The organism is Bradyrhizobium altum (assembly GCF_020889705.1).
GTDB classification, from domain to species: Bacteria; Pseudomonadota; Alphaproteobacteria; order Rhizobiales; family Xanthobacteraceae; genus Bradyrhizobium; species Bradyrhizobium altum.
Map to the genome: position 1 here is coordinate 1 of NZ_JACMYP010000259.1, position 12,272 is coordinate 12,272.

The following is a 12,272-nucleotide window of genomic DNA, read 5'->3' on the forward strand; positions in this document are numbered from 1 at the left end:
CAGCCACGGACGCGCGCGTCCGAGGCGGCGATAGACGAGCGCCTGGTGCTGGCCGAGCTCATCGAGCGTGCGCGGCTTGCCGTGCGCCTTCAGATACGCGCGCGAGCCGCACACCACCATGCGCTGGCGCGCGAGGCGCCGCGCGATCACGCCGGATTGCTCGTCGAGATCGCCGGTCCTGATTGCAAAATCGTAGCCGCCGTCCATCAGATCAGCGACCGGATCGCCGAACGAGAGATCGAGCTCCAGGGCAGGATATTTCTGCGCCAGTCTGAGCAGCAGCGGCGCGACGCAGTGCCGGCCCAACAGCGCCGGCATCGTCACCTTGAGCCGTCCGCGCGGTTCGGACAGTTGATCGGAAGCGAGCGCGTCGGCGGCTTCTGCTTCGGCGAGCACCGCGCGGCAGCGCTCGTAATAGGCCTGGCCGAACTCGGTCAGGCTCTGACGCCGCGTGGTGCGATGGATCAGGCGGACGCTGAGCCGCTCCTCGAGGAAGCGGACATGCTTGCCGACCATCGGGCCGGACATCTCGAGCGCCTCGGCGGCGGCCGCGAAGGAGCCGAGATCGACCGCCCTGAGAAACACGGCCATGCTGGTCAGGCGGTCCATCATTCGAAACCCTCAGTTTTGACTGTTCAGTCTGCGGGATGATTTATCCGCAGAACTGGCCTTGGCATAGCTCATTCAATTGAACTGTTTTGCAATTCAACTGCTTTGGAGTGTTGCCGATGGCTCGCGTGGTTCGTTTTCATCAACATGGTGGTCCCGAGGTGCTGCGCATCGAGGATGTTGCGATCGCGCCGCCGGCGCGCGGCGAGATCCGGATCCGGATCAAGGCGCTCGGACTGAACCGCGCCGAGGCCCTGATGCGCACGGGGACCTATATCGAGACGCCGACGCTGCCGTCGGGCCTCGGCCTCGAGGCCGCCGGGCTTGTCGAAGCGATCGGCGAAGGGGTCGGCGGCTTCGCGCTTGGGGATGCCGTCAGCATCGTGCCGCCGATCTCGATGGCGCGCTGGCCGGCCTATGGCGAGCTCGCAACGTTCCCGGCCGCGCTGGTCGTCAAGCATCCGCCGGCGCTGGGGTTCGAGGCGGCCGCCGCGGTGTGGATGCAATACCTCACGGCGTACGGCGCCCTGATCGATATTGCGAAGCTTGCCCGCGCGGAGTTCGTCGTCATCACGGCAGCATCGAGCAGCGTCGGGCTCGCTGCGATCCAGATCGCCAATCGCATCGGTGCGATTCCGATCGCGGTGACGCGCACGTCAGCCAAGGCGCAGGCACTGCGGGATGCCGGTGCTGCGCATGTGGTCGCGTCCGCGGAGGAAGACCTGCAATCAAGGCTGGAGCAGATCGCAGGGCCGAACGGCGTTCGCGTGGTGCTCGACCCGGTCGGCGGCCCCGTCTTCATGCCGCTGACATCCGCGATGGCGCATGGCGGCATCCTGATCGAGTATGGCGGGCTCAGCGAGGCGCCGACGCCGTTTCCGCTGTTCACCGTGCTGAGCAAGAGCCTGATCCTGCGCGGCTACCGGGTGCACGAGATTGTCCAGGATCCGGCGCGGCTCAACGCGGCGAAGGCGTTCATCCTCGATGGGCTTGCCGACGGCGCGCTGGCGCCGATCATCGCGCGGACGTTTGCCTTCGAGGAGATCGTCGCGGCGCACCGGTATCTGGAGTCGAACGTGCAGTTCGGGAAGATCGTGGTGACGGTGTGTGAGAGTAGGATGGGTAGAGCGAAGCGAAACCCATCATCGGTTCCGCTGGCGAGATTGATGGGTTTCGCTGCGCTCTACCCATCCTACAAGTCTGGAGTCACGTCCCGCAGAAGGTCTGCGTCACCATCTGCTCAGGCAGCGGAGGATCGGCGTAGGCCGCATATTGCGGCTGGTCCTCGAACGGCTTTGCCAGCACCGTCAGCAGCTCCTCGAACGGCGCGTAGTCGTCGTTGGTGACGGCCGCCGCAATCACCGCCTCGATCCGGTGATTGCGCGGGATGAAGGCCGGATTGACGGCACCCATCGCGGCCTTGCGCTCGGCCGGCGTCTGCGGCTCCAGCGCGAAGCGCGCGCGCCAACGGGGTGCCCATTCGTCGAACGCTGCGGGATCGGTGAACTGCGCGCGGGCGTCGGCGGCGTCGCCGCTCGCTGCCTCGCCGAGATGGCGGAAGGTCAGCGTGAAGTCGGCCGCGTTCCTGGCCATCGCGTCGAGCAGATCCTGGATCAGCGCCTCGTCACCGTCGCGTGCGGTGAACAGGCCGACCTTGGCGCGCAGGCCGGCCTGATAGGCCGCGGTGAATTCTTGCGGGAATTCGCCGAGGATCACTTGCGCCTGTTCGATGGCCTTCTCCTGCTCGCTGTCGAACAGCGGCAGCAGGCACTCGGCGAGCCGGGTCAGATTCCACAGCGCGATGCGTGGCTGGTTGGCATAGGCGTAGCGGCCCATCTCGTCGATCGAGGAGAACACCTGCGCCGGGTTGTAGGCGTCGAGGAAGGCGCAGGGGCCATAGTCGATGGTCTCGCCCGAGATCGAGCTGTTGTCGGTGTTCATCACGCCGTGGATGAAGCCGACCAGCAGCCAGCGCGCGACCAGCGCGGCCTGCCGCGCCACGACGCCGGCGAGCAGCGCGTGATAGGGCTGGGCGGCATCCTTCAGCTCGGGATAGTGCCTCGCGATGACATGGTCGGCCAGCGCACGCACGCCGTCGGTGTCGCCGCGGGCGGCGAAGAACTGGAAGGTGCCGACGCGGATGTGGCTCGCGGCGACGCGGGTCAGCACCGCGCCCGGCAGCACGGTCTCGCGCATCACGGGCTCACCGGTGACGACGGCGGCGAGCGAACGGGTGGTCGGGATGCCGAGCGCGAACATCGCCTCGCTGACGATGTATTCGCGCAGCACCGGACCGAGCGCGGCGCGGCCGTCGCCGCGGCGGGAGAACGGAGTGGGGCCACTGCCCTTGAGCTGGATGTCGCGGCGGACGCCATCCTTGTCGATGACCTCGCCGAGCAGGATGGCGCGGCCGTCGCCGAGCTGGGGAACAAAGTGCCCGAACTGGTGGCCGGCATAGGCCATCGCGATCGGGTCCGCCCCGTCAGGCAGCCGCTTGCCGGCGAGGATTTCGGCGCCCTCCGGTGTCGAGAGCAGGTCCGGATCCAGCCCGAGCTGGACCGCGAGCGGCCGGTTCAGCTTGATCAGCCGGGGGGAAGCCACCGGGGTCGGCGCGACGCGGGCGAAAAAGTTCGCCGGCAGCGCCGAATAGGTGTTCTGGAACGGGAAATGGATGGTCATATCGGGAAGATAGGCCTGCGGGCCGAATAGGCAAACGATCGGCGCCCACTTGGCGCCGGATCGGCGTAAAATCTGCGGTTTCGGGGCAAAACCGGCCGTTCCTTTGGTTGCCGCACCCGGCCTCGTCGGGTAAACCCTCCGCAACTTCGGACAGGGCATTTTTGGCCCTGTTGCGATTCGCCCCTCCGACATCAGTTTTGGAACGAATATGCATCGCTACCGGTCACACACATGCGGCGCGCTCCGAGAGAGCGATATCGACCAGACGGCCCGGCTGTCAGGCTGGGTCCACCGTGTCCGAGACCATGGCGGCGTGCTGTTCGTCGATCTGCGCGACCATTACGGCATTACCCAATGCGTGGCCGATCCGGACTCGCCGGCGTTCGCCGAGGTCGAGAAGTTTCGCTCCGAGTGGGTGGTCCGGATCGACGGCAAGGTGCGCCGCCGTCCCGCCGGCACTGACAATCCCGAACTGCCGACCGGCCTGATCGAAATCTACATCAAGGAGATCGAGGTGCTTGGCCCGGCGGCCGAGCTGCCGCTGCCGGTGTTCGGCGAGCAGGAATATCCCGAGGACATCAGGCTGAAGTACCGCTTCCTCGACCTGCGTCGCGAGAAGCTGCACCAGAACATCATGACCCGCGGCGCGGTGGTCGATTCCATGCGCAAGCGGATGAAGGAGCAGGGCTTCTTCGAATTCCAGACCCCGATCCTGACGGCGTCGTCGCCGGAAGGCGCGCGCGACTTCCTGGTGCCGTCGCGGATCCATCCCGGCAAGTTCTACGCGCTGCCGCAGGCGCCGCAGCAGTACAAGCAGCTGCTGATGATGTCGGGCTTCGACCGCTACTTCCAGATCGCGCCGTGCTTCCGCGACGAGGACCCCCGCGCCGACCGCCTGCCGGGCGAGTTCTACCAGCTCGACGTCGAGATGAGCTTTGTCACCCAGGATGACGTGTTCGCGGCGATGGAGCCCGTGATCACCGGCATCTTTGAAGATTTTGCCAAGGGAAAGCCGGTGACGAAGAACTGGCCGCGAATTCCGTTCGCGGAAGCGGTGCGCAAATACGGCTCCGACAAGCCCGACCTGCGCAACAAGATCGTGATGCAGGAAGTCTCCGAGCATTTCCGCGGCTCCGGCTTCAAGGTGTTCGCGCGGATGCTGGAAGACTCGAAGAACCAGGTCTGGGCGATCCCCGGCACCGGTGGCGGCTCGCGCGCCTTCTGCGACCGCATGAACTCGTGGGCGCAGGGCGAGGGACAGCCGGGCCTCGGCTACATCATGTGGCGCGAGGGCGGCGAGGGCGCCGGTCCGCTTGCGAACAACATCGGCCCCGAACGGACCGCTGCGATCCGCGACCAGCTCGGCCTGAAGGAGGGCGATGCCGCGTTCTTCGTCGCCGGCGATCCCGAGAAGTTCTGGAAGTTCGCAGGTCTCGCGCGCACCAAGCTCGGCGAGGAATTGAACCTGATCGACAAGGACCGGTTCGAGCTCGCCTGGATCGTCGACTTCCCGATGTACGAGTATGACGAGGAGAACAAGAAGGTCGACTTCTCGCACAACCCGTTCTCGATGCCGCAGGGCGGTCTCGACGCGCTGAAGTCGCAGGATCCGCTGACGATCAAGGCGTTCCAGTACGACATCGCCTGCAACGGCTACGAGATCGCCTCCGGCGGCATCCGCAACCACAAGCCGGAAGCGATGGTGAAGGCGTTCGAGATCGCAGGCTATGGCGAGCAGGAGGTCATCGACCGCTTCGGCGGCATGTACCGTGCGTTCCAGTACGGCGCACCCCCGCACGGCGGCATGGCGGCCGGCCTCGACCGCATCGTGATGCTGCTGTGCGGCACCAACAATCTGCGCGAGATATCGCTGTTCCCGATGAATCAGCAGGCCATGGACCTGTTGATGGGCGCGCCGTCGGAAGCCTCGCCGAAGCAGCTCAAGGAGCTGCATATCAGGACCAACCTGCCGGCGAAGGGCTGAGGGCGGAGAGATTACCTAGCTCCGCTCTTGTCGAGTGCGTAGCCCGCATGGAGCGAAGCGAAATCCGGGGCAGTCCCTCCGATGGCGACACTGTTCCCGGATTGCGCTTCGCTCCATCCGGGCTGCGGGAGGGAGAATCACAACCCCGTCGAGGCCTCGATCCGGAATTGCGCCAGCGCCGACTGTGGATCGGTCTTGAGCAGCTGCATCAGCTGAAGCGCCGGCGCTTTCGCGCGTGGGGTCAGCTTGATGACGAGCGTCTGTCCCGGCGTCTCGATGAACTGGCTGATTGCGGTCACAAGCGCCGTGACATCGGCACTGCCGCCGCTGACCGCTTCGCCCTGCGCCTTGATGGTGCTGAGGACAGCGTTGCGCGCCTCGTCGCGGCTGACATTCTGGGTGCGCGCGTATTGGGCGATGGCGAGATCGATGACGCCGAGGTCGTGGACGGCAAGTTCGATCGTGCCGGCCTCGATCTGCGCGGCCGCGCCCAGGGATTCGGCGGCGCTGGTCGAGAATGCCTCGCGCGGCACGTTGGCGAGCGAGACCTTCGCCGACGCATTCAACAGGCCCGCCATGTCGAGCTTGACCGGCTCGAGCGCGAACGAGCGTGACGCCTCGGTCCAGACCGCGCCGAGATCGGCATCGACGGCCATCCGGTCGATCCCGGCGGCGACGAGTGCCTGTTGCCGCGGATCGGTCGCATCCAGCGGTGCCGCCATCTTCGCGACCAGCCGCAGTTTGCTCGGGATCGTTCCGACGAACTGGCCCCAGTCGAGGCTGAAGACGTCGACGTTGACCGGCTTGCCGGTGGCCTTGTAGGGCGACGTGACACCCTTGATCTCGACCCCCTCGATCAGCGGGAACAGCGTGAGCGCCTGTTCAGGCGACGGCTTCTGCGCGGCGAACTGCGCCGAGAGCCGGATGAAACTGGCGACATCGAGCGACTTCAGCGCGAAGCGTCCGACCTTGAAGGGACCGTTCGGGGCATTGCCGTCAAGTCCCTCGACCGCAAGCTCGCCGATCTTGCCGTGTTCGAAGTTGAACCGTATCGAGGCAAGCTTGAGCGGGCCTTTCGGAGTCTCAACCGAGAGCCCATGCAGGTCGGCATTTCCGATGCTGGCACCCGAATAGAGGCCGGCGACTTTCTCCAGCACTTCGCGCGCCTGGGCCGGAGACGGCGGTGGACTGCCCGGTGGCGGGACCATGGCCAGCAGCGCCGGCAGTTGCATCTTTGACGGGTTGACCCTGACGTCGTCGATGGTCATCCCGTCGATCCGCATGTTGAGGGGAGGCGTGGTCGTGGTGGTGATCACGTAGGGGCCGGCGGAAACGTGCCCCTGAACCCGGTACTCGCGGTCGTCGTTGGCCTTGGCGGGATCGAATATCGCCGCCATCGCGCCGACGTCGATATCGGTCGCGACCATATTCGCAAGATCGCCGGTCGTCTTGATCGCCTTGCCCGCCGCCTGCGAGTTGATCGTGAACGCGACCTTGTCGATCTTGTTGGTGCCGATCTTGCCGTTCTTCATGTTTTCGATGGCAAGGCCCGAATAGGCGAATTCGCCGCCGGCGCCGTCGCCGACATGTGCGGCGGCGCTGAAGGTCATCGTTCCAGTCAAGCTGGGCGCGGTCACCGACGATGCGTTGATGCTCGCGAGCTGGGTGAATGCGAACCGGTACAGCTCGAAGATCGACGACGAGGCCGGAAGCTGGGGCAGGCCGGCCGGACCGGAATAGTCCTTCACCGTGATCCGCGGCGCCTTGTAGGTCAGGGTGGCGATGGTCGGCGTCGGCCCCGTCGCGCCGATCTCGACATCATTGAATGCGATATTGTCAGCGGAGATCCGGCCCGCGTCGGTTTGACCGAGGCCTCTCATGGTGAGGCTGGCAATCCTGACGTTGACCGGGGATTGCGTCCCCGACTCGGTGGCGATGTCCGAGATCGTCAGGGTGCGGCTCTTGGTGTCGAACACGATCTTGCCGTGGCTCGCCTTGGCGCCGGCGGCACGGACCTGCTCGAAGGCGGCTTCGACGTCGCGCGTGGCCCGGCGCTGGGCATAGAAGTCGAAACCGAAGTAGCCGCCGGCCGCGACGACTGCGACGGCGACCAGGCCGAGCAGAATTTTCTTCATTCGGTCAACTCCGGATCATCAAGGAAAAAAATTGCCAATCGGCGGTCGGAAGGTGCAGCATCGATGAACGGGCCCGCCCGGGCCTGTTGACGGGGATAGTATCCGATGTTGCATCCAAGCGGCGGGACATGCTTCACATCCGGCTCGATTTGCCGGACAACTGACTTTTGCCTGGATTAGCACAGAAACAAGAAATTTGGGCCGGAAACGCGGGAAGCACGCATGTCGTCATCGTCTGAAGAACTCCATAATGCCGCGCTCGCCTATCACCGGCTGCCGCGGCCGGGCAAGCTCGAGATCCAGGCGATCAAGCCGCTTGCCAACCAGCGCGACCTGGCGCTGGCCTATTCGCCGGGCGTGGCCGCCGCCTGCACCGAGATCGCCAAGAACCCGGCCGAGGCGGCGACGCTGACCGCCCGCGCCAATCTGGTGGCCGTGGTCTCGAACGGCACGGCGGTGCTCGGGCTCGGCAATATCGGCCCGTTGGCCTCCAAGCCCGTCATGGAAGGCAAGGCGGTGCTGTTCAAGAAATTCGCCGGCATCGACGTGTTCGACATCGAGATCAACGCCAATACGATCGAGCGCGTGGTGGAGACCGTCGCGGCGCTGGAGCCGACCTTCGGCGGCATCAATCTGGAGGACATCCGCGGGCCGGAGTGCTTCGAGATCGAGACGCAGCTCAAGGAGCGCATGAAGATCCCGGTGTTCCACGACGATCAGCATGGCACCGCCATCATCGTTGCGGCCGCGATCGTCAACGGGCTGCTGCTGAACGGCAAGCAACTGTCCGACGTGAAGATCGTCTGCTCAGGCGCGGGCGCTGCCGCGATCGCGACGCTCAATCTCCTGGTCTCGATGGGGGCGCAGCGCAAGAACATCTTCGTCTGCGACATCGACGGTGTGGTCTATGAGGGCCGCAACACCACGATGGACCGCTGGAAGGCGGTCTACACCCAGAAGACCGATGCGCGCGTGCTCGCCGACGTCGTTCCGGGCGCGGACATCTTCATCGGGCTGTCGGCGCCGGGCGTGCTGAAACCTGAAATGGTCAAGCAGATGGCCGACAAGCCGCTGGTGATGGCGCTTGCCAATCCGGTGCCGGAGATCATGCCGGAAGAGGCGCGCGCGGCGCGTCCCGACGCGATGATCTGCACCGGCCGGTCGGACTATCCGAACCAGGTCAACAACGTGCTGTGCTTCCCCTTCATCTTCCGCGGCGCGCTCGACGTCGGCGCCACCGCGATCAACGAGGCGATGAAGCATGCCGCGGTCGATGCGATCGCGCAGCTCGCGCGCGATCCGCCGTCGGATGCGGTGGCCCATGGTTTCGACACCGGCGAGACGCAGGGGTTCGGACCTGGCTCGCTGATCCCGAGCCCGTTCGATCCGCGGCTGATCCTGCGCATCGCACCGGCCGTGGCCAAGGCCGCGATCGAGTCCGGCGTCGCGACCCGGCCGATCACCAATTTCGACGAATATGCCGCGAGCCTCGAACGCTTCGCGTTCCGCTCCGGCCTCACCATGAAGCCGGTGTTTGCCAAGGCGAAGACCCAGCCGGTGCGCGTGATCTACGCCGAGGGCGAGGACGAGCGCGTGCTGCGCGCGACCCAGGTGGTGCTCGAGGAAAAGCTGGCACGGCCGATCCTGGTCGGCCGTCCCTCCGTGGTCGAGACCAGGATCAAGCGCTTCGGCCTGTCGATCAGGGCCGGCCGCGATTTCGACCTGGTCAATCCCGAGGACGATCCGCGCTACCGTTCCTACGTGCAGTCCTACATCGACGTCGCCGGGCGTCGCGGCGTGACGCCGGAGGCCGCGCGGACGGTGGTCCGCACCAACAATACGGTGATTGCGGCGCTGGCCGTGTCGCGCGGCGAGGCCGACGCGATGCTGTGCGGCGTCGAGGGCCGCTACATGAGCCATCTGCGCCATGTCCGCGAGATCATCGGCTTCCTGCCGGGGGTCAGCGACTATGCCGCGCTGGCGCTGATGATCACGTCCACCGGCGCCCATTTCCTCGCCGACACCCAGGTGCGGCCGAACCCGAGCGCGGAGGAACTGGCGGAAGTCGCGTCGCTTGCGGCGATCCACGTCCAGCGCTTCGCCTTCAAGCCGAAGGTCGCCTTCGTGTCACATTCCGACTTCGGCAGCTATGATACGGACTCCTCGCGCAAGATGCGGCGGGCCACCCAGCTCTTGAAGGACAAGCATCCGGAAATCGAGGCCGACGGCGAAATGCAGGGCGACACCGCGCTGTCGGCGGTTGCGCGCAAGCTCGTCCTGCCGCAGTCGCGGCTGGAAGGCGAGGCCAATATCCTGATCATGCCGAACCTCGATGCCGCCAACATCGCCTACCAGATGATCAAGTCGCTGGCCAACGCGTTGCCGGTGGGGCCGATCCTGATCGGTCCGGCGCGTCCGGCGCACATCCTCACCCCCGGCGTGACGGCGCGCGGCATCCTCAACATGACCGCGGTTGCAGCGGTCGAGGCCCAGGAGCGCGCCGGCCGCGCGCAGCCGACGCTGTTCGGCTGAGCAAGAGTTGTTTTCAGCATGATCTCCGCGCAAGCGCACGGCGTTTGTCGCGGGGGAAAACCGCTAGGCACTTTTTCGGATCATGCTCGAGACGGATTCGATTTGATCGAAGCAGGCGGGGCGGCCATACTCGCTCCGCCTGCTTCGTCCGATTTCTGCCATCCAGTGAGGCCGACCCATGCCAGCGTTCATCACCTTCGGGCGCATTCTGTTCGCCGTGCTGTTCCTCTATTCGGGGGCGAGCAAGCTGTTCGGCATCCAGGCGACGGCGGATCTGCTCACGGCCAAGGTGACGATCCCGGCCATCGTCGCGCCCTATACGCAGCAGATCGAAACCTTCGTCGGCATGCCATTCATGCAACTGCTGGCGATCACGATCGGCGGCTTCGAGATCATCGCAGGGCTGATGATCGCGGTGAACGTGCTGGCAAGGTTCTTCGCGATCCTGCTGATCATCTTCGTGTGCTTCACGACCTTCTATTTCCATGATTTCTGGAATCAGCCGGCGCCCGACAACGCCAAGACCCTGATCGACGCGCTGAAGAACCTGTCGCTGATCGGCGCGCTGTTCATCATCGCCGGCTACGGCCGCGGCCCGCGCCGCGACGACCCGGCGTATGGGGATGTGTAGATACGACGACTCCGTCGCTGCGTAGGGCGGATTAGCGAAGCGTAATCCGCCGATTTTCGCATGGGGCAAGAGGAGCCGGCGGGTTACGCCTTCGGCTAACCCGTCTCCGAACGACGATCAATCTTCAACCCACCCGCCGCCACGGCGTGACGCTGACATCCTGCGCGGCGTCGATCAGCTGCGGCGCGCCGGCGTGCAGGCCGTGCGCTGACAGCACCTGCTGCGGGGTGCGGGCAGGGACGCCGGGAAAGCACGGCTCGCCGCCGGGGATGCGCACCCTGGGTGCGACCGAGAGCCAGAATGTGTCGTAGCGGTCCATGAACATGCCGAACACGCCGGGGCCGCCGATGATCGCGACCATGCCCGAGGTCACGCCGGCCTCGCGGCTCGCCGCCTCGAACGGGCAGCCGGCGGGATTCCACAACAGCGCCTTCGGATTGTCCGGGTCGGGTGCGATGGCCGCGACCTTGCCGGTCAGAATCAGGCGGCGCCGTTTCGGTGCGTTCGGCTGTTCTTCCTGGGAGTGGCGGCCATGCACGACGAGATCGGCGCGGTCGAGGGCTGCGGTGAAGAACCGCTTGTCGCCCTCGACCTTGAGATCGTCGGGCATCACGTTGTGCGCGTTCGCCAGCCGGCCGTCGGCCGAGACGATGACAAAGCCCTCAATACGCAACGCTGGCATAGGAGTCTTTTTCTGACGCGTTTTCTTGACGCGAACCGGTACCCACTTCGCTCGAAAACGCTCTAGAGCATTTTCGGTTCTGATTGAATCAGAACCGAAGCTCTAGATTCTTGTTTTGACGCGTTTTCTTCACGCGAACCGGTGTCCACTTCGCTCGAAAACGCTCTAGAAGCGATCGCCGCCGCGTTTACTGATCGACGGTGGTGACGACGCTGTTCACCGGCCGCGAGCTCACGGTCGGCAGCTTGACGTCCTTGGCGAGCTCCTGCTCGTATTGCGGCAGCACGGTCGCGGGGAATTTGGCGCGCATCGCGACCACCTTGTAGCCGCCGGCCTTGAGCTGCGTCAGCAGCGTCGGCAGGGCTTCCGCGGTGTGCTTCTGGAAGTCGTGCATCAGGATGATGCCCTTGCCGAGCTTGGCGAGCTTCTTCATCACGGTGTCGATCACCTGTTGCGAGTTCTTCGACTTGAAGTCGAAGGAGTCGAGATCGCAGGAGAAGATCGCGATGTTGCGGTTGCCGAGATAGGTGACCATCTCCGGCGGATGCTGCAGTGCCGGGAAGCGGAAGAACGGCGAGGGTGACGTCTCGAGCGCCCACTTGACCGCGGCGAGGCCGCGCTCGATCTCGTCCTTCTTCTGATCCTCGGTCAGCTTCTTGTTGTTCAGATTCTCGTGCGACCAGGTGTGCGAGCCGACGGTGTGGCCGGCGGCATAGACCTGGCGCAGGATTTCGGGGTGATAGGTGGCGTGCTTGCCGATCGGGAAGAAGATCCCCGTGGTGCATTCGTCCGCGAGCGCCTTCAGCACCGCCGGCGTGTTGGCCGGCCACGGACCGTCGTCGAAGGTCAGCACCACTTCATGATCGCGCAGGAAGTCGAGCTGCTTGAAATGCTCGAAGCCGAATCCGGGACCGCCTGTGGTGTCGATCTCGACGGTGCGGGCGACGCCGAGCGCGTTCGGATTGTTGCAGGCGGCGCGCGCCGGCTGCGGCGGTTGCTTTGGCGGCACTTGAGCAGCCG

At 65.4% G+C, this 12,272-nt stretch carries 8 protein-coding genes and 1 pseudogene; 4 read left to right on the forward strand and 5 right to left on the reverse strand.

The window, feature by feature from the left end:
• Positions 1–609, reverse strand: a 609-nt coding sequence (locus H8B02_RS38525; protein ID WP_229170973.1) for a LysR family transcriptional regulator, incomplete at its 3' end; no start/stop codon positions are given.
• A 119-nt stretch (positions 610–728) separates the two neighbouring features.
• On the opposite strand from H8B02_RS38525, the pseudogene H8B02_RS38530 reads away from it, so the two are divergent.
• Positions 729–1,715, forward strand: a pseudogene (locus H8B02_RS38530) (zinc-dependent alcohol dehydrogenase family protein); the annotation flags it as partial.
• Between the two features lie 100 nt (positions 1,716–1,815).
• Here the strand turns inward: H8B02_RS38530 and H8B02_RS38535 are convergent.
• A complete protein-coding gene (locus H8B02_RS38535) occupies positions 1,816–3,288 on the reverse strand; it encodes a protein adenylyltransferase SelO (RefSeq protein WP_229170967.1) in 1,473 nt (490 codons plus the stop codon).
• Between the two features lie 208 nt (positions 3,289–3,496).
• Between H8B02_RS38535 and aspS the strand changes: the two genes are divergently transcribed.
• Positions 3,497–5,272: an aspartate--tRNA ligase gene (gene aspS / locus H8B02_RS38540; RefSeq protein WP_229170968.1), complete on the forward strand. Its 1,776-nt coding sequence runs from the start codon at positions 3,497–3,499 to the stop codon at positions 5,270–5,272.
• Positions 5,273–5,409: 137 nt separating this feature from the next.
• Here aspS and H8B02_RS38545 read toward each other — a convergent pair whose 3' ends face one another.
• Positions 5,410–7,407, reverse strand: a complete 1,998-nt coding sequence (locus tag H8B02_RS38545) for an aq_1923 C-terminal domain (RefSeq protein ID WP_229170969.1) — start codon at positions 7,405–7,407, stop codon at positions 5,410–5,412.
• A 222-nt stretch (positions 7,408–7,629) separates the two neighbouring features.
• On the opposite strand from H8B02_RS38545, the gene H8B02_RS38550 reads away from it, so the two are divergent.
• A complete protein-coding gene (locus tag H8B02_RS38550; RefSeq protein ID WP_229170970.1) occupies positions 7,630–9,939 on the forward strand; it encodes an NADP-dependent malic enzyme in 2,310 nt (769 codons plus the stop codon).
• A 178-nt stretch (positions 9,940–10,117) separates the two neighbouring features.
• Positions 10,118–10,570, forward strand: a complete 453-nt coding sequence (locus H8B02_RS38555; RefSeq protein ID WP_050401433.1) for a DoxX family protein — start codon at positions 10,118–10,120, stop codon at positions 10,568–10,570.
• 124 nt (positions 10,571–10,694) lie between these two features.
• Here H8B02_RS38555 and H8B02_RS38560 read toward each other — a convergent pair whose 3' ends face one another.
• On the reverse strand, positions 10,695–11,252 hold the full coding sequence (locus tag H8B02_RS38560) for a dihydrofolate reductase family protein (protein WP_229170971.1): 558 nt from the start codon (positions 11,250–11,252) through the stop codon (positions 10,695–10,697).
• A 187-nt stretch (positions 11,253–11,439) separates the two neighbouring features.
• The coding region (locus H8B02_RS38565; RefSeq protein ID WP_229170972.1) for a polysaccharide deacetylase family protein at positions 11,440–12,272 on the reverse strand (833 nt) is incomplete at its 5' end.

What these genes read in the sequence shown, in the direction of transcription:
- H8B02_RS38535 (WP_229170967.1), bottom strand. Translation starts at nt 3,288, where the DNA reads ATGACCATCCATTTCCCGTTCCAGAACACCTATTCGGCGCTGCCGGCG.
- aspS (WP_229170968.1), top strand. Translation starts at nt 3,497, where the DNA reads ATGCATCGCTACCGGTCACACACATGCGGCGCGCTCCGAGAGAGCGAT.
- H8B02_RS38545 (WP_229170969.1), bottom strand. Translation starts at nt 7,407, where the DNA reads ATGAAGAAAATTCTGCTCGGCCTGGTCGCCGTCGCAGTCGTCGCGGCC.
- H8B02_RS38550 (WP_229170970.1), top strand. Translation starts at nt 7,630, where the DNA reads ATGTCGTCATCGTCTGAAGAACTCCATAATGCCGCGCTCGCCTATCAC.
- H8B02_RS38555 (WP_050401433.1), top strand. Translation starts at nt 10,118, where the DNA reads ATGCCAGCGTTCATCACCTTCGGGCGCATTCTGTTCGCCGTGCTGTTC.
- H8B02_RS38560 (WP_229170971.1), bottom strand. Translation starts at nt 11,252, where the DNA reads ATGCCAGCGTTGCGTATTGAGGGCTTTGTCATCGTCTCGGCCGACGGC.